Origin of the sequence: Streptomyces sp. MUM 203J (genome assembly GCF_022414595.1) — a bacterium.
In the GTDB taxonomy this organism is placed as follows: Bacteria; Actinomycetota; Actinomycetes; order Streptomycetales; family Streptomycetaceae; genus Streptomyces.
Window position 1 is genome coordinate 40,568 of the sequence record NZ_JADWYO010000039.1, and the last position, 16,924, is coordinate 57,491.

General features: G+C 74.5%; 18 protein-coding genes. 11 read left to right on the forward strand and 7 right to left on the reverse strand.

Annotation, left to right across the window (positions count from 1 at the left end; all coding sequences use genetic code 11):
- Window positions 1-14: 14 nt before the first annotated feature.
- Window positions 15-1,370: a 6-phospho-beta-glucosidase gene (locus I3F58_RS19590; RefSeq protein ID WP_240109939.1), complete on the forward strand. Its 1,356-nt coding sequence runs from the start codon at window positions 15-17 to the stop codon at window positions 1,368-1,370.
- Window positions 1,371-1,463: 93 nt separating this feature from the next.
- Complete coding sequence (locus I3F58_RS19595) at window positions 1,464-3,359, forward strand: M64 family metallopeptidase (RefSeq protein ID WP_240109940.1); 1,896 nt, start codon at window positions 1,464-1,466, stop codon at window positions 3,357-3,359.
- Between the two features lie 7 nt (window positions 3,360-3,366).
- On the opposite strand, the gene I3F58_RS19600 is transcribed toward I3F58_RS19595, so the two are convergent.
- The 3 genes from I3F58_RS19600 to I3F58_RS19610 all read right to left on the reverse strand — a co-directional run bounded on the left by I3F58_RS19600 (window position 3,367) and on the right by I3F58_RS19610 (window position 5,426).
- The gene (locus I3F58_RS19600) at window positions 3,367-4,188 is read right to left on the reverse strand and encodes an SAM-dependent methyltransferase (RefSeq protein ID WP_240109941.1); all 822 of its coding nucleotides are present in this window, start codon (window positions 4,186-4,188) and stop codon (window positions 3,367-3,369) included.
- Between the two features lie 125 nt (window positions 4,189-4,313).
- Window positions 4,314-4,559: a DUF397 domain-containing protein gene (locus tag I3F58_RS19605; protein ID WP_240109942.1), complete on the reverse strand. Its 246-nt coding sequence runs from the start codon at window positions 4,557-4,559 to the stop codon at window positions 4,314-4,316.
- Window positions 4,560-5,426 (reverse strand): helix-turn-helix transcriptional regulator, encoded by an 867-nt coding sequence (locus tag I3F58_RS19610; protein ID WP_240109943.1) that lies wholly within the window; start codon window positions 5,424-5,426, stop codon window positions 4,560-4,562.
- A gap of 254 nt (window positions 5,427-5,680) precedes the next feature.
- On the opposite strand from I3F58_RS19610, the gene I3F58_RS19615 reads away from it, so the two are divergent.
- From I3F58_RS19615 to mmuM, 3 genes are all read left to right on the forward strand, one after another.
- Complete coding sequence (locus tag I3F58_RS19615; protein ID WP_275678715.1) at window positions 5,681-6,199, forward strand: ATP-binding protein; 519 nt, start codon at window positions 5,681-5,683, stop codon at window positions 6,197-6,199.
- A 271-nt stretch (window positions 6,200-6,470) separates the two neighbouring features.
- Window positions 6,471-6,878: a hypothetical protein gene (locus tag I3F58_RS19620; RefSeq protein WP_240109945.1), complete on the forward strand. Its 408-nt coding sequence runs from the start codon at window positions 6,471-6,473 to the stop codon at window positions 6,876-6,878.
- A 51-nt stretch (window positions 6,879-6,929) separates the two neighbouring features.
- Window positions 6,930-7,880 carry a homocysteine S-methyltransferase gene (gene mmuM, locus I3F58_RS19625; protein ID WP_240109946.1) on the forward strand — a complete coding sequence of 317 codons (951 nt, stop codon included), beginning with the start codon at window positions 6,930-6,932 and terminating at the stop codon, window positions 7,878-7,880.
- Between the two features lie 141 nt (window positions 7,881-8,021).
- Here the strand turns inward: mmuM and I3F58_RS19630 are convergent, their stop codons facing one another.
- Window positions 8,022-8,588 carry a hypothetical protein gene (locus I3F58_RS19630; protein WP_374208004.1) on the reverse strand — a complete coding sequence of 189 codons (567 nt, stop codon included), beginning with the start codon at window positions 8,586-8,588 and terminating at the stop codon, window positions 8,022-8,024.
- Between the two features lie 143 nt (window positions 8,589-8,731).
- Here I3F58_RS19630 and I3F58_RS19635 point away from each other — a divergent pair, with 143 nt between their 5' ends.
- Both I3F58_RS19635 and I3F58_RS19640 read left to right on the forward strand, forming a co-directional pair.
- A complete protein-coding gene (locus I3F58_RS19635; RefSeq protein ID WP_240109947.1) occupies window positions 8,732-9,046 on the forward strand; it encodes a hypothetical protein in 315 nt (104 codons plus the stop codon).
- Window positions 9,047-9,218: 172 nt separating this feature from the next.
- A complete protein-coding gene (locus tag I3F58_RS19640) occupies window positions 9,219-9,428 on the forward strand; it encodes a hypothetical protein (protein WP_240109948.1) in 210 nt (69 codons plus the stop codon).
- A gap of 70 nt (window positions 9,429-9,498) precedes the next feature.
- Here I3F58_RS19640 and I3F58_RS19645 read toward each other — a convergent pair whose 3' ends face one another.
- Window positions 9,499-10,326, reverse strand: a complete 828-nt coding sequence (locus tag I3F58_RS19645; protein WP_240109949.1) for a DUF427 domain-containing protein — start codon at window positions 10,324-10,326, stop codon at window positions 9,499-9,501.
- Window positions 10,327-10,397: 71 nt separating this feature from the next.
- Window positions 10,398-11,333 (reverse strand): nucleoside hydrolase, encoded by a 936-nt coding sequence (locus tag I3F58_RS19650; RefSeq protein ID WP_240109950.1) that lies wholly within the window; start codon window positions 11,331-11,333, stop codon window positions 10,398-10,400.
- 211 nt (window positions 11,334-11,544) lie between these two features.
- On the opposite strand from I3F58_RS19650, the gene I3F58_RS19655 reads away from it, so the two are divergent.
- A complete protein-coding gene (locus I3F58_RS19655; RefSeq protein ID WP_240109951.1) occupies window positions 11,545-12,318 on the forward strand; it encodes a thioesterase II family protein in 774 nt (257 codons plus the stop codon).
- Window positions 12,319-12,336: 18 nt separating this feature from the next.
- Here the strand turns inward: I3F58_RS19655 and I3F58_RS19660 are convergent, their stop codons facing one another.
- Window positions 12,337-12,597, reverse strand: coding sequence for a hypothetical protein (locus tag I3F58_RS19660; RefSeq protein WP_374208005.1), 261 nt, complete (start codon window positions 12,595-12,597; stop codon window positions 12,337-12,339).
- A gap of 123 nt (window positions 12,598-12,720) precedes the next feature.
- Between I3F58_RS19660 and I3F58_RS19665 the strand changes: the two genes are divergently transcribed.
- The 3 genes from I3F58_RS19665 to I3F58_RS19675 all read left to right on the forward strand — a co-directional run.
- On the forward strand, window positions 12,721-13,425 hold the full coding sequence (locus tag I3F58_RS19665) for an HAD family phosphatase (RefSeq protein WP_240109952.1): 705 nt from the start codon (window positions 12,721-12,723) through the stop codon (window positions 13,423-13,425).
- A 1-nt stretch (window position 13,426) separates the two neighbouring features.
- Window positions 13,427-14,377, forward strand: a complete 951-nt coding sequence (locus I3F58_RS19670; protein ID WP_240109953.1) for a carbohydrate kinase — start codon at window positions 13,427-13,429, stop codon at window positions 14,375-14,377.
- 122 nt (window positions 14,378-14,499) lie between these two features.
- Window positions 14,500-16,924: type 2 lanthipeptide synthetase LanM family protein (locus tag I3F58_RS19675; protein WP_240109954.1), on the forward strand; the 2,425-nt coding region annotated here is incomplete at its 3' end.

A 16,924-nucleotide genomic window follows, 5' to 3' on the forward strand; every position in this document is an offset into this window, starting at 1 on the left:
AGTAGCGTACGGGCATGAGGCTGACGATTCTTGGCGGCGGCGGTTTCCGGGTGCCGCTGGTGTACCGGGCGCTGCTGGCCGACCGGGCCGAGGGGCGGGTCACCCGGGTGGTCCTGCACGACGTGGACGCCGACCGGCTGGCGGCGATCGGGAAGGTGCTGGCCGCGCAGGCGGAGGGCGTGCCGGACGCACCCGCGGTGACGGCGACCACGGACCTCGACGAGGCGCTGCGCGGAGCCGACTTCGTCTTCTCGGCCATCCGGGTCGGCGGGCTCGCCGGCCGGGCGGCGGACGAGCGGGTGGCGCTGGCGGAGGGGGTGCTGGGCCAGGAGACCGTCGGCGCGGGAGGCATCGCGTACGGGCTGCGGACCGTGCCGGTCGCGGTGGAGATCGCCCGGCGGGTGGCCGCGCTGGCGCCGGACGCCTGGGTCATCAACTTCACCAATCCGGCGGGCCTGGTGACGGAGGCGATGTCGCGGGTGCTGGGCGACCGGGTGATCGGCATCTGCGACTCGCCGGTCGGGCTGGGGCGGCGGGTGGCCCGGGTGCTGGGCGTGGACCCGGCGGAAGCCTGGTTCGACTACGCGGGCCTGAACCATCTGGGCTGGCTGCGCGGGCTGAAGGCGGGCGGCCGCGACCTGCTGCCGGAGCTGCTGGCGGACCCGGAGCGGCTCGGATCGTTCGAGGAGGGCAGGCTGTTCGGGGCGGACTGGCTGCGGTCGCTGGGCGCCGTGCCCAACGAGTACCTGCACTACTACTACTTCGGCCGGGAGACCGTAGGGGCCTACCAGGACGCCCTGCGGACGGGCGGGACGCGCGGTGCGTATCTGCGGGAGCAGCAGGCCGGGTTCTACCGGGACGCGCTCGCTCCCGGCGTGCCCGCCCTGGACGCATGGCTCCGGACGCTGGCCGACCGGGAGGCCACCTACATGGCGGCCAACCGGGAGGCCGCCGGTGACGGCGCGGGCCGCGCGGAGGCGGACCTGGAGCCGGGCGGCTACGAGCAGGTGGCGCTGGCGCTCATGCGGGCCATCGCCCGCGACGAGCGGGCCACCCTGATCCTGAACGTCCGCAACCGGTCCGCGCTGCGGGAACTGGACGCGGACGCGGTGGTGGAGGTGCCGTGCCTGGTCGACGCGAACGGCGCCCACCCGGTGACCGTGACCCCGCTCCCCTACCACGCGGTGGGCCTGGTGACGGCGGTCAAGGCGGTGGAGCGCGAGGTCCTGACGGCGGCGGAGAGCCGTTCACGCGATGCGGCGGTGAAGGCCTTCGCGCTGCACCCGCTGGTGGACTCGGTGGCGGTGGCCCGACGGCTCCTGGCCGCGTACACCGCCGAACACCCGGAGCTGGCGCACCTGTCGGCCTGACGGCCAATACCCGCTACTTTACGGGGAGTTCGAGCACCCCTACGCTCCGTCCCCATGATTGCTGACGGAGCACGGCACCGTCCGTTTCGTTCGGTGAGGAGGGGCGCCGCGCTGCTCGCCGCGGCCTGCCTGCTGTGGGGCGGGATGCTGGGTGGCGGGGCGTCCGCCGCCCGGCAGAGCACGGCCGCCGCGGCGCCCCCCGACGCCGCGGCGGCCGTGGTGCCCCTGGAGATCACGGGGCCCGCGGCGAAACGGTTCAACATGATCTTCCTCGGGGACGGGTACACCGCCGGGGAGCTGCCCCGGTTCCGGACGGATGTCGACAGACACCTCAAGGTGCTGTGGAGCATCGAGCCCTTCCGCTCGTACCGCTCGTACATCAACGTGTGGGCGGTGGAGACACCGTCCCGCGAGTCGGGTGTCGACTGCGACCCGTCGCTGGACGCGCCGCGCCGGGACACGCCGCTGGACATGGGGTTCTGGGGCGGCTGCGACGCGCGGAGCGTGCAGCGGCTGCTGAGCGTGGACAGCGGGGCCGCGGGGCGGTACGCGGACCTGGTGGCGGGGACCTCCGCCGGGAACCGGCAGATCGTGGCCCTCGCCAACAGCGGTACGTACGGGGGTGCGGGCGGCGCCTACGCGACGGCCTCCGGCGGGAACGCGCTGTCGGCGCTCATCACCCCCCACGAGATCGGCCACTCGCTCGGCGGGCTCCAGGACGAGTACGACTACTACGGGCGCGGCGTGCCCGGCGGGGCGTACACGGGCGCCGAGCCCTCGTCGGCACACCACACCACGCTCACCGAGGAACAGATGCGGCAACAGCGCGCCAAGTGGTGGCGCTGGCTGGGCGAGAAGAGCGTGTCGGGCGGGGCGATCGGCCGCCACGAGGGCGGGCTGTACTCCACGAAGGGCGTCTGGCGGCCCAGCGCACACTCGATCATGAAGACGCTCGGCTACGCGTTCGACCAGGTGGGGCGGGAGGTGATGGTCGGCGCGATCTCGGGAAAGGTGGATCTGGTGCAGGGGCACACCCCGAACGCGGCACCGATCGGCACGGACCGCACGGTGTGGGTCGACACACTGCACCCGCAGGGCGGTGAACTGGACGTGGTGTGGCGGCTGGACGGCCGCCCCCTGCCGGTGGAGGGAGCGCGGACGCTCGACCTGCGGGGGCTCAGCATCCCGGCAGGGCGGCACACACTGACGACGACGGTGACGGACCCGACGCCGTTCGTCCGGGACCCGGCGCTGCGCGGGACGGAGGCGCTGACCCGTACGGTGTCGTGGACGGTCCACACGCGGGCGGTGACCCGGCCCGAACCGCCTGTGACGGCCTCGTTCACCGGGCACACGCCGACCGGGGAGCCGGTGGGCGCGTGGTCGACGGTGTACGCGGACACGACGCACCCCTACGACCGGGCGCTCACCGTCCGCTGGGCGCTGGACGGGCGGCCGGTCGCGAACCCGGGCAACGACCGGGACCTGGACCTGTCGGCGCTGGGGCTCTCCCCCGGCACGCACGCCCTGACCGCCCGCATCGGGGACGGGGCCGGACCCATGCTGCGGTGGACCGTCGACGCGACGCCGGCCTCCGCCTCGTACGAGCTGTCGGAGCCGCTGCGGACCGTGCGTGAGCCTGGCCGGCCCGTGGAGTACGTGTACGACGGGCCGTTCACGATGCGGCTGAGCGCCCGGGACGACCAGGACGGCCATGTCGTCACCGAGTTCCGGGTGAACGGCGACGGCTGGTACAGCTACTACGGCTGGCCCACGGACGCCGGGGCGCCGTTCCTGTTCACCCCGTCAGGGACGGAGATCGACGGGCTGGTGTACGGGAAGCTGGGCACGGCGCGTGTGGTGCCCTGGGACGACGCGACACCGGAGTACGGCACGCATACCGTGGAGTACCGCACGGTCGACCCGGCCGGGAACACCGGTACGGCGGGAAGGTTCCTCGTCACACTGGTGCCCCCGGCGCAGTCCTGAGGGTGTGTCACCTCTTGCGCGCGACAGCCGCGTAGCCCGGGATGGGGCCGTCTCCGGCGACGGGGACGGCCTCGCCCAGCTCCGGATGCCATTCGGCGGTCAGCGACACCCCCGGCTCGACGAGGTCCAGCGCGTCGAAGAAGCGGGCGAACTCGTCGCGGCTGCGCGGCCGGAGCGTCAGCCCGCGCCCCTGGTACACGGCCCGTGCCTTGGCCGCGCCCTCCGGGTCGAAGTCGCCGGTCACATGGGACAGCACCAGGTAGCTGCCCGGCGCCAGCCGCTCCACCAGCCGCCCCACCAGCTCGTAGGCGCCGTCCTCGTCGTCCACGAAGTGCAGCAGTGCCAGCAGCGACAGCGCCATCGGCTGCTTGAAGTCCAGGACGTCGCCCGCGCGTTCCAGGATGGCGTCGGGTTCGCGGGCGTCGGCCTGGATGTACGAGGTGACGCCCTCGGGCGTGGAGCGCAGCAGCGCCTCGGCGTGGGCCAGCACGATCGGGTCGTTGTCGCAGTAGACGATCCGCGACGTCGGCTCGGTCCGCTGGGCGATCTGGTGCAGGTTGGGCTCGGTGGGGATGCCGGTGCCGATGTCGAGGTACTGGCGGATGCCGCCCTCGGTGCCGAGCCAGCGGATCGCCCGGTGCATGAAGGCCCGGTTGACCCGGGCCATGTCGCGACCGCGCGCGTCGATGGTGAGGAGCTGACGCGCCATCTCCTCGTCGACCGGGTAGTTGTCCTTGCCGCCGAGGAACCAGTCGTACATCCGGGCAGGGTGCGGCTTGCTCGTGTCGATGAGAGGGGCGGGCCGTACGGCGTCGTCGGTACCGGTCATCTGACGCTCCCGTGGTGTGGGGTCGGGGTCACAGCCGTGGTCATGGTCGTGGATCACGGTTGCACGTCACGCTGTGGGCTTACGTGTTCGGTTGACGCACCATCATGCACTCCGGTGCGGCCGGCTCACCTGGCCGGGGTGAGCAGGAAGTCGGCCTGTCCGGACTTGGCGCCCTCGATGAAGGCGGCGATCTCGTCGGGGGTGTAGATCAGGGCGGGGCCGTCCGGGTCGGCGGACTGCCGCACGGCGACCCTGCCGTCGGCCAGTTTCATGGCCTCGAAGCAGTTGCCGCCGTTGCCGCCGCTCCACGGCTTGTGCCACCCCTCGGCGCCGAGGTCGGCGGCCGGCATGCCGTTGTAGATGCGGTCCATTCACAGCTCCTTGCGGAGAGCCCGGAGGATCTCCTTCGTACGTTGCGCTGTGGCGGCCTGGGCCGCCATGCGGTCCATGACCTCGAGGTGGGAGGCCACCTCGGGCCGCGCGTCCAGGTAGACGGCGCCGGTCAGGTACTCGCTGTAGACCATGTCCGGAAGCTCCGGCACGGCGAACCGGAAGAGCACGAACGGGCCGTACGTGCCGGGGTGGTGGCCGGTCGCGAACTCCGCGATCTGGAGGGTGACGTGCGGCAGCTCGGCGGCCTCCAGCAGCCGGTCGGTCTGGGCCCGCATGACGGCGGGGCCGGTGCCCGGCGGGCGACGGCGCAGCACCGTCTCGTCCATGATCACCCAGAACCGCGGGGGGTCCTCGCGGGTGAGCAGGGCCTGCCGTTCCATGCGCAGGGCCACATGGCGTTCGGTCTCGTCCGGGCCGACCTGGCCGACCGCCCCGGCCCGGAGCACGGCTCTGGCGTAGTCCGCGGTCTGGAGGAGTCCCGGGACGAAGTGCGGCTCGTAGGCCCGGATCAGGCTCGCGGCGCCCTCCAGGCTCACATACATGCTGAACCAGCTGGGCAGGACGTCGTGGAACCGCTGCCACCAGCCGGGCTTGTTGGCGTCCTCGGCGAGCCGGACGAAGCCGTCCGCCTCGTCGGGGGCGACGCCGTACGCCTGGAGGAGCAGCTGGACGTACGGGATCTTCAGCGCGACCTCGGCGGTCTCCATCCGGCGGATGGTGGCGGGGGCGACGCGGAGGATCTTGGCGGCCTCCTCACGCTTGAGTCCCGCGCCCTCGCGCAGATCCTGGAGGCGTCGGCCGAGGACGACCTGTCCGACCGTGGGGGCGGACCGCGGCTCGCTCACTTCTGACCTCCCACGTGCGGATGCGTGCGTCGAGTGTGCCATGTGATCGCCAGAGAGAACACAGCACTCTGCAATTTTCAGAGTGCCACTTGCCAAGTGTCCGTGACGGGAGGAAAGTATTCCGCTGAACCAGTTCGTGAACCTGTTCACGCGGCTGCCGCTCGCTGCGCTCCGGGACGACGTGGCGGGCTGTGGCCGCGCCCCCATGTGAGGAATCGGTCGTGGCACCTGGTAACGCGCTCACCCCCCAGCTCATGGCGCCACGGCCGGACAGCGCGATCCCGCAGCCGCGGACCCGGCTGCGCGCCGCTCCCGCCGTGGCCGCCGGTCCGGTGACCGGCCGTGCGGGCGAGCCGGGACAGGACGCCGACCTGCGGCGATTCGCCTTCGAACTGCCCGCCCGCGCCGAGTCGGTGGCCCGCGCCCGGGAGCTGATCGGTGACCGGATGCGGCGGTGGGAGGTCGGGGAGCGGCTGCGGGACTCGGCCGAACTCGTCGTCTCCGAGCTGTTCACCAACGCGGTCCTGCACACAGCGAGCAGCCGGGTCGTGTGCGAACTCCGGGACCGCGGCGACCGTTTGCGGCTCGCGGTGCACGACGAGGGCCTCCCGGTGGACACCCCGCGCCCACGCCCGGTGGCGGCCGAGGAGTGCGGCCGGGGCCTGCTGATCGTCGACGCGGTGTGCAGCGCGTGGGGGGCGCACGACGCGCGGTACGACGCGGGCCGCGTCGTATGGGCGGAACTGACACACGACGGGACGGAGCCGTGCTGAGGCCCGGCCCGTGCTGAGGTCCGTGATCAGCCTGCTGGCGCGAGGACGGGACCGCGGGGAGCGGACGGGGCTCGCGGGGACACCCGGGACCGGCGGGGGCGGGACGGCACCGGAAGCCGGCCCTGCACGGCCCGGAAGGGCGGGAGCCACCGGGACGCGAGGGCACACCGGGGTGGCGGAACCCGCCGGGACCGCGAGGCGGGCCGGGAGGGTGAGGACGGGGACGCCGTCGGGAGGTGGGGTGGAGAAGACCGGTTCGGTCGGGGGATCCATGAGGGGAATCGCCGTGATCCGGGGGGCCGGCGGGACCTCGGGCACTGGGGAGGTCCAGTTGGCGCCGCCGGGAGACCTGGCCGCCACGCTGGGGTGCGACGCAGTCGGGGTGCCCGCGCGGCACGGGGCACGGCTGTTCGCCAGGCTGCCGGGCAACGGCTGCGTGTTCGCGGACCCCGACTGGTGGTGGTGGCTCGTACCCGCCGGGTCCGACGCCGACCTGCGCTGGCCACTGCCCTCCTGCTACGCGCCGGACGCGTTCGTCCCGGACCGGCGGCCCCGGCTCATCCGGCGAGCCGACTGCACGTCCCCGTACACTCCGCCCATCCCGCTCTACCTGATGGTCTGCCAGCTCACGGGGACCGCCCCGGCGTGGACGGTGCCGGGGGTCGGGTCGCGCTCCTGAGGCCGAGGCCGAGCCGCCGTCCGGGCCTCCGACCGCGCTACCGTCGGTCTCATGAGCGCTGCCGTCCCTCCCCCGTCCCTCGTCGGGGCCGTCGCCGCTCCCGGCTCCGTCGTCGTCCTGGACGGCGGTCTGTCCAACGAACTGGAGGCCGCGGGCCACGATCTGGGCGATGCGCTGTGGTCGGCTCGGCTGCTCGCGGAGGCCCCGGAGGCGCTGGTCGCCGCGCACCTCGCGTACTACGGGGCGGGGGCCGATGTGGCGACCACCGCGAGCTACCAGGCCACCTTCGAGGGGTTCGGCCGGCGTGGCATCGGCCGGCAGCGGGCCGCCGAGCTGATCGCGCTGAGCGTGGACCTGGCCCGCGAGGCCGCCCGCCGGGCGCACGCGCGCGGGGTGACCCGCCCTCTGTGGGTGGCCGCGTCGGCGGGGCCGTACGGGGCCATGCTGGCGGACGGCTCGGAGTACCGGGGCCGTTACGGCCTGAGTGTGGCCGAACTGGAGGCGTTCCACCGCCCGCGCCTGGAGGTCCTGGCGGCCGCCCGCCCGGACGTGCTGGCCCTGGAGACCGTGCCGGACACGGACGAGGCACGGGCCCTGCTGCGGGCGGTGCGCGGGCTGGGCGTGCCGGCCTGGCTCTCGTACACGGTCGCCGGGGGCCGTACGCGTGCGGGGCAGCCGCTGGAGGAGGCGTTCGGGCTCCTCGCGGACGCCGGCGGCGACGAGATCGTCGCGGTGGGCGTCAACTGCTGCGCCCCAGAGGAGGCGCGGCCGGCGGTCGAGGTGGCGGCGCGGGTGACCGGGAAGCCGGTGGTGGTGTACCCGAACAGCGGCGAGGCCTGGGACGCGGCGGCACGGCGCTGGCGCGGGCGGCCGGCGTTCACGGCGGACCGGGCGGAGCGGTGGCGGCGTGCGGGAGCACAGCTGATCGGCGGCTGCTGCCGGGTGGGCCCGGAGGCGATCGGCACGGTGGCGGGGCGGCTGCGGGCGGCGCCGCCGGGCTGAGGCGGGGCTTTTGGCCTGGACGGGCGCGCCCCGCCCCCGGCGCCCGGACAGGACGGCGGGCCGGCCCCCGGCCCCGCGGGCACGAACCGTGCGGCGAGGCGGGCGGGGCCGCCCAGGGGCACAGGACTCCCGTCCCGGGATCTATGCCACCAGGTACACGTACAGGCCGCCCAGCACCGCGCTCGCGATGGCGATCAGGATCAGCCAGGACGACGGGCTCGTGTGCGGCGACCGTGCGGCGCGTACCGCCTTCCGCCGTTCGCGCGCGGCTCGCCGCTCGTCCCGGGCCGCCGCCTTCGCGGACCGCCGCTCGCCCCGGGTGCGGCCCTTCGCCCCGGCCCGGGGCCCGGAAGCGGCGCCGGACCGGTGCGGCTCGGAGCCGTGCGCGGTGTCGGCCAGCAGGCGGCGGCACACCGCGGCCAGTTCGGCGCGGCTCACGCTCAGGCTCACCACCGTCTCGGCGCGCGCGGGTGCCGTCGTACCGCCGTCCAGGATGCGCCCGGCACGGACGAGTATCTCGTCGCGGGTGCCCCGGGGTGCGAGGCTGATCCAGCGGGCGACGTGTTCGCCGCGAATGACGACACCACCGCCCCGCTCACGGTAGAGCGTGTGTTCCCGCCACAGCAGCAAGCCCAGCTCGGCCGCCGCCTCTCGCAGCTCCGTGTGCATGACCTCCGCCTCCACCACACCATCGCCTCGAACATCCATACGCGCCCGGGCACTCTAGCGTCCCTCACCGGCCGTCATCCTCCCGGGCCTCCGGCCGCCGGGTGACCGGACCGAGTCCCGCGGTGTGCCACCGGTCACCGGCCGCTCTACGCTGGAGGCACGGGCAGCCACGGAGGTACGCCATGCACGGCAGCCGCCAGTTCCACATCGACATCGGTGACCACTCGGTCACCCTGAACCTCGGGCCCGGTCGCGCTGGTTGGGCCGAGCTGCTCGTCGACGGCAAGGTCATCGGCTATGTGCGCGAGCGCGCGAGCCGGACCACCCTCGTCGAGGGCGAGCTGGCCGGGGACCCGGTCCGCCCGTTCACCCTCCGGATCCGGCAGCCCGTGCCGGGCATCGGGACCCCGGAGTGCACCGTCCTGATCGACGGCGACGAGCTGCGGATGCCGCGGCGGTCCAGCCCGCGGGCCCGCCGACGGGGCCAGATGGCGTGACGCGATCCGTGCCGGACCGGGCGCGGAGGCGCGGGCCACACGGGCGGGCGGCGCACGAAAGAGTGGGGTTCGGCCCGTACACCCCTGACGCGCCCGGGGTGCGGGAACCCCTGACTCCGGAACCGCCCGATCGGCAGGCCCGGTCGGGTACCGAGGATTCGGAGGAGAACAGATGATCAGGAAGGCCCTTGCCTGCGCGGCCCTCGTCACCGCCGCCATGGCCGTCGCCGCCGCCCCCGCCGCGGCGAGCGACGACGGCGGCGGCAGCTTCCACGCCGGCGAGTACAGCGCCTCGAAGATGCACTACCTGGAGTCCGCGGGCGGTGCCGTCATCGCGGGCGCCGCCGCCAAGGAGGGCTCGTTCATGGGCGCGACCTGGTAACACGGCACGCTCCGGGAGCCGTCAGGGGACGGGCCTTCGGGTCCGACGGGTCACATCCCCTGACGGCTCCTCAGCTTTGACGGGGCGCCGGGCCTCCGCCCGCCAGTCGGCTGAAGTGGGTGACCGGGCGCTCCAGCCGCTCCCCGTCGACGGTCAGGTCGACGAACTCGTTGCAGAACGCGACCATGCCGGTGATCACCTCGACGGCGGGCAGCGGGTCCGGGTAGCTCCAGGCCAGATGGGGCGGCACCCGCCCGGGGCCCGTCCAGGACCAGTAGTCGCTCGCCACGCCCTTGTAGGGGCAGCGGGTGCGGTGACCGGTGGGGGCGAGCAGCTCGAACCGTACGGCGTCCCGGGGCAGGTAGTACCGCTCGGGCAGGCCCGTCTCGAAGAGCACCACGGGCGCCCGGCTCTCGGCGGCGGTGATGCCCTCGATCTCGACCCGCACATGGCGGCTGCTCGGCAGCGCGTCGACACGCTTGTGCGGGTCGCGGGGGTGGACGAAGATCTCGGTCTCCTCCTCGTACCAGTGGTCGAGGACGCTCCGGCCGAACCACGCGAAGACCAGGTACCCGCCGACCGCCGCGTCGTCGTCCGGGAGGGACCAGGCGGCGTTGGGGACGGTGTCGACGCCCATCACGAGGTCGTGGAAGCCCGCCGCCCGGGCGTGCCGGCCGGCCGGGGGACGCTCGGCAGGGCGCAGCAGGTCCATCCGGACGTCGTCCGGCGGAAACGCGTACAGCGGCACGGGCCGGTCCGGTTCCCATACGAGGACCGGCCGTCTGCTGTCCACCACGGTCACCCCCGCCCGGGTCCCGCGCACCCACCTCTCGCTCGGCTCCCACAGCACGGCGTCCCCCGGCAGCTCCGGCCGGCGCACCACACGCATCGCCGCCATGTCGCCACCTCCTCGCTCCCGGTCAGGGGGTCACCGCCAGTCTGTGCCCTCGGCGCGCCGGCCGCCTGCCGTCACCCGCCGAGCGTGCGTACGGCGTCGGTGACGAGGTCCCAGTACGCGGGGACGTCCACGTCGACGCCGACGTACGCGTTGGGGCGGGCGCCCGTGACACCGTCGAGGTCGACGACGGTGGCGCCCCGGGTGTGGGTGCCGGTGAGTTCGACGGCCACGGGAGCGTGGACCAGGGTGATCAGGTCCGGGTCGACGAGATGGGCGACGGTGAGCGGGTCGTGCAGGGGCGGCGCGGGGAATCCGTACACCTCGCGGTAGGCGGCGCCGAAGTACGTCAGCAGCTCGCCGCACCACCGGGCCAGCGGTGTGCCGAGCGCCCGGATACGGGCCACGACGTCGGGGGTGGCCAGGGCGCGGTGGCTGACGTTGAGACCGATCATGGTGACGGGCAGACCGCTGCTGAAGACGATGTCGGCGGCCTCCGGGTCCGCGAGGATGTTGAACTCGGCGGCCGGTGTGCGGTTCCCGCGCCCCGTGGAGCCGCCCATGAGCACGATCCGCTCGATCCGGGCCTCCGCCTCCGGGTGGGCGAGCAGCAGCGCGGCGATGTTGCTGAGCGGTCCGGTGGGTACGAGCGTCACGGGTTCGGGGTGGGCGAGCAGCGTGTCCCTCAGGAACGTGACGGCGTCGCGGCCGTCCACCGGAACGGTCGGCGCACCGAACCCGGGCCCGTCGAGCCCGGACTCGCCGTGGATGTCCGGCGCGGCGATCCCGGGCCCGTGCAGCGGCCGGGCCAGCCCGGCGGCGACGGGCACACCGCGGATGCCGGCGACGGTGCAGACACGGCGGGCGTTCAGGGTGGTCCTGTCCACCGTCTGATTGCCCGCAACGGTGGTGATGCCGAGGAGCCGGACGGCGGGGTGGGCGGCGGCCAGGAGGATGTTGAAGGCGTCGTCGTGGCCGGGGTCGCAGTCCAGGATCACGGGGATGGGCATGTACGTCTCCGTCTCGTCGCCGCGTGCACGGGCGCCGTCCGCGAGCGTGGCCGCGCGGTTCCGCCACCGCCAGCCTTCCCCGTACCCGCGTCGCCGTCACGGACGCCGGCCGTCCGGTTCATGGGTGCTGACCTGCGGTGCGAGTTGCGGTGAGCGCTTCCGGCCTGCCATCGTCCTGAGGCCCGAGCGACGAGATCCGAACGAGGTGGCGATGTCCGAGAGTCATGCCGGTGGCGGTGCCTGGATACGGCGGTTCCATCCGTCTCCCGACGCCGGTGTCCGGCTCGTGTGTTTTCCGCACGCGGGAGGTTCGGCCGGGTTCTTCCACCGGCTGTCCCGGGACCTGGCGCCCGGGGCCGAGGTGCTGGCGGTGCAGTACCCCGGGAGGCAGGACCGGCGGGGCGAGCCGAACATCCCGGACCTGGCCGGGCTGGCCGACCGCGCCGCCGAGGCCCTGCGCCCGGCGCTGAGCGGGACGGCGCCCTTCGCGCTCTTCGGCCACAGCATGGGCGCGACGCTCGCGTACGAGGTCGCGCGGCGGCTCCGGTCCGACGGACGTGGAGCGGCGGCGCTGTTCGTGTCGGCGCGGACCGCGCCTCACCGGAGCGTGGACCACGGGCGGCACGAGCTCTCGGACCGGGAGCTGGTCGAGGACGTCCTGGCGCTCGGCGGCACCGCGGCAGGTGTGCTGGACGACCCCGAGCTGCTGGAGATGGTGCTGCCCTCGATCCGCAGCGACTACCGGGCGGTCGGTTCGTACCGCCATGCCCCGGGACCGCTCCTGGACTGCGCCGTGCACGCCTTCACCGGCGTCTCGGACCCGCGCGTGCCGGTGGCGGAACTACGTCACTGGGCGGAGTGCACGGAGGGGCCGTTCGGCCTTGAGGTGTTCTCGGGCGGGCACTTCTATCTCGTCGAACGGCACGAGGAGTTCACGCGCAGCCTGGCCGGCTGTCTGAAGCAGCTCGCCTCGGCGTCCGGGTGACGAACCGCGGTGCCGCGGTCACGCCTTCCAGTGGTACTTGCCACCGCCGACCCAGCGCACGGAGGCGGGGTCGTCGACGTCCAGGTGGGTGATACCGGACTGGTGGGCGATCTTCACCACGTCGATCAGGTCGTGGGCCGTCCCGGCCACCTCCCCGTTGATCTCGACGACGCGGAAGGGCGGGTCGGCAGCCACCACGCCCCGCACGACGATCCGCTTCCGCGCGGGCGGGGCGTCTCCCGGTGCGCCGGGGCCCTGGTTCCGGTTCTCGCTGGTCACGTCCTGCCCCTCCGGTCTCTCGGCGCCTCCCGCCAGTGTGGGACGCGTGCCGGTGCTCCGCATCCTGACGCCGCTCAGACGAACGTCACGGCAGACTGCCGGGACGAGTGAAGGGGAACCACCATGCCCGCGACCGGAACGGCCACGCCCTGCGTCATCCTCGACATCGGCGGCGCACTGGAACTCACTCCCGACACCGGCTGGGTGGACCGCTGGGAGCGACGGCTGGGGCTCGCGCCCGGCGCCGTGCGGGACCGGATGCACGACGTCTGGGCGGCGGGCGCCGTCGGGGACGTCAGCGAGCGGGAGGTCCATGAGCAGGCCGCGGCCCGGCTCGGCCTCGACGCGCGGCAGACCGAGGCCTTCATGGAGGACCTGTGGGAGGAGTACCTCGGCACGCCGAACGAGGAACTCCTCGCGTACGTACGGGGGCTGCGAGGGCGCTGCCGCCTCGGCATCCTGAGCAACAGCTTCGTCGGGGCCAGGGAGCGGGAGGCGGCGGCGTACGGCTTCGACGCGCTGGTGGAGGTGATCGTCTACTCGCACGAGACCGGCGTGAACAAGCCCGACCGACGGGCGTTCGACCTGGTGCTCGGCAGGCTGGGCGTGCGGGCGGAGGACTGCCTGTTCGTCGACGACGCGGCGGTGAACGTCGAGGCGGCGCGGGCGCTGGGGATGCGGGGGCACCTGTACGAGGGCGTGGAGGGCGCCGTCGCCCGCATCGGGCGGCATGTGCGGGAGGCTGGGGACGGGGGGATTCTCCCCCGCCCGGGACCGGACCCGGCACCTCGGACTCCGGGCGGGCCGGACCGCGAAGGAGCGAGCTGACGTGATCACTGTCGTGGGCGAGGCCCTCGTCGACCTGGTCGGCACAGCCGGCAGACCGCGGGACTTCACCGCCCTTCCCGGCGGCAGCCCCGCCAACGTCGCGGTAGGGCTCGGCAGGCTGGGACAGGAGGTGGTCCTGGCCACCCACCTCGGCGACGACACCCTCGGCCACCTGGTGCGCGGGCATCTGGAGGGCAGCGGGGTCGTGCTGCGGCAGCTCGGCGGGGCGCCCGCGCCGACCAGCCTGGCCATCGCGACCGTCGACGGCGAGGGCCGCGCCGACTACGACTTCCGGATCACCTGGGACGTGCGGACCCCTCCCCCGCCCGGCCCGGGCTGCCTGGCCGTGCACACCGGGTCCCTCGCCGCCGGGCTGGCGCCGGGCGCGGACGCCGTGGAGGCGTTTCTCGCCGCCGAGCGGGCGCGGGGCGCCGTGACGCTGTCGCTGGACCCCAACGTGCGGCCGTCGCTGCTGCCGGAGCGGCGCGAGGTCGTCTCCCGGGTCGAGCGGCAGGTCGCGATGGTGGACGTGGTGAAGGTCAGCGCCGAGGACCTCGGCTGGCTGTATCCGGGGGTACCGGACACGGACGTGGCCCGGCGGTGGCTGGCCTCCGGACCCGGTCTGGTCGTGGTCACGCTCGGCCGGGCGGGCGCGTACGGAATGACGGCGGCGGCCGGGGAGGTGCGGGTGGCCGCGTCACCGGTCGACGTCGTCGACACGGTGGGCGCCGGGGACGCCTTCACCGCCGGGCTGCTCGACCGGCTCGGCCGGGCCGGACTGCTCGGCGGCGACGGGCGGGCGCGGCTGGCCGTGATCGGGGCGGAGGAGCTGCGGGGGGCGCTGCGGGCCGCGTCAGGCGTCGCCGCCCTCACCTGCACGCGGCGGGGAGCCGAGCCGCCCACCCGTGCCGAGGTGGACGCGGTCTTCCCCGCTCCCCCGCCCCCTGCCTGAGCCGGGCCCGCCCCCGACCCCGGAAAGATGGGGGGTTCTCCCCCATGTCCCGGCGGCGTCGCCCGTCACAGGATGGGGACACGACGGGGGCCGGCCGGTCCGGGAGCGGCGGAGGAGGGGCGATGGCAGCCGAGAGCGCACGTGGCGGGGCGGGAACCGTCCTGGGCCGTCCGCAGCCGCCCACGGGGGCCCGACCCGGCTGTGCCGGCGGGGTGGCGGAGCAGGGATGGTTCACCGCGCGGTGGTGGGAACCGGGGCTCGTCGCCGTACCGGACGGTGAAGGGCCGGGGCCGGTGGCCGGATCCCTTCCGGACTGGGCCGATTTCGTCCAGCAGGCCGTGGCGGGCGCGCCGGAGGCAGCGGAGCTTCCCGGTCGAGACCTTCCGGGGCTCACCGGGTTCGAGCGGGTGCTGGCCCCGCTCACGGGCGGAGCGGGGGACCGCCTGGAGCGGGCCGTTCCCGAGCGGGTACGGCCGCTGGTGGACCTCCCGGCCGTACGCTGCGACATGGAGCGGCAGTTGAGCCGCAGACTGGCCAGGATGGCGGCTCGCACGCTCGTCCTGGACCTGCACGAGGCGCGGCGCGCCGGGCGGCTCGAAGGGGCGGACGCCCGTGCCCGGTTCCGTGACTTCCTGCGGCACACCGGCTCGCGGCGCGGGCTGGCGGCGCTGCTGGCCGGGCGGCCGGTGCTGGCACGGATCCTGGGGCGGGCGGCACTCGACGCGGCCGGGGCGGTCGCGGAGATGCTGGAGCGGCTGGCGGACGACCACCGGCTGCTGAAGGCGGAGTTGCCGTGGGAGCCCGACGGGGATCCGGGGCGCCTGGTGGGGGTCGAGCCGGGCGCCGGGGACGGCCACGGGGGCGGCCGGAGCGTGATGCTGCTGACGTTCGCGAGCGGGGCCAGGCTGGTGTACAAGCCGCGGCCGCAGGCCGTGCACCGGCACTTCAACCACCTTGTCGCCTGGTTCGGCCGGCTGCCGGGCACCGTCGGTCTGCGGACCCTCGGACTGCTCGACCGGGGACGCTACGGCTGGGTCGAGTTCGTGGCGGCGCGGCCCTGCGCGTCGGAGGCGGGGATCGAGACGTTCTACCGCCGTCAGGGAGCGCTGCTGGCGCTGCTGCACCTGCTGGACGGGACCGACCTGCACCACGAGAACCTCATCGCCGTCGGTGACGACCCGGTGCTGGTCGACGTGGAGACGCTGTTTCATCCGCCGCTGCCGGGCGCGGCGGCCGACGACCCGGCGGCGCGGGCCCTGCACGACTCGGTGCACCGGGTCGGGCTGCTGCCCCAGCTGCTGGTGGGCGACGAGGAGGCGCTGGACATGTCGGCGGTCGGCGGGGGCCGCGAGGCGGTGTCCCCGGTGGTCCGGGCCGACTGGGCCGACGCGGGCACCGACCGGATGCGCCTGGTGCGCAGGCCCGGGACGCTCGGGGAGTCCGCCAACCGGCCGCGCCTGGAGGACGGAAGGCCGGTGGATCCGGGCGCCCACGTCGAGGCGCTGTGCGCCGGGTTCCGCGCCGGGTACACGGCACTCGTCCGGGCTCGTGAGGAACTGCTCCGCCCGGATGGCCCCTTGCGGGCGTTCGCGGACGACGAGGTACGCGTGGTGGCCCGCCCCACGTGGGTGTACAGCACCCTGCTCGACGAGTCGACGCACCCCGCGCTGATGAAGGACGCCGCCGAACGGCAGCGGATCCTGGAGACACTGCGCACCGACCGGTTCGGACCGGCCGGGCATCCGGGACTGGAGGACGAGGAGATCGCCCAGTTGTGGGCGGGGGACGTACCGCTGTTCACCGCCCGGCCGGGCCACACGTATCTGTGGGGTGCGGCGGGGCGGCTGATGGAGACCCGTCTGGACCGGGCCGGGCTGGCCGGTGCGGCGCGGAAGCTGGCCGCGCTGGACACGGTGGACCGGCAGGACCAGGAGTGGATCGTACGGGCCGCGATGGCGACCTCCTCCGACGAGCCCGCGCACCGGCCGAAGGGCGCCCGGCGCTTCCGTACGGCGGACTGCGCCCCGGAGCCGGAGCGGCTGCTGTCGGCGGCCCGGTCCGTCGGGGACCAGCTCGTGTCCCAGGCGTACCGGGGAGCCGGCCGCACCAACTGGATCGGCCTGGAGTTGCTGGACGACAGGTACTGGCGGCTCGGCCCCATGGCTGCCGACCTGGCGGGCGGCTACACCGGACCGGCCCTGTTCCTGGCCCAGTTGGCGGCGCTGACGGGAGCGGACCACTACGCGGAGGCGGCACGCACGGCCCTGGCTCCGGTGCCCGCGCTGCTGGACGCACTGCACGAACGGCCGGGCGACCTGGCGGCGGTGGGCTCGGGGGCGCTCGCGGGGCTCGGGGGCATCGCGTACGCACTGGCGGAGGCGGCCCGGCTGCTGGGCGACCCGGTGGTGGGCGAGTGGGTGTCGCCCGCGCTGCGGCTGGCCGGTGCGGCGGCCCGGACGGAGCCCGAGTACGGGGTGTGCTCCGGCACGGCGGGCGGGCTGGTCGCCCTGCTGGCGGCCCACGGGGCGGCGGGCGGGGGACCCGAGC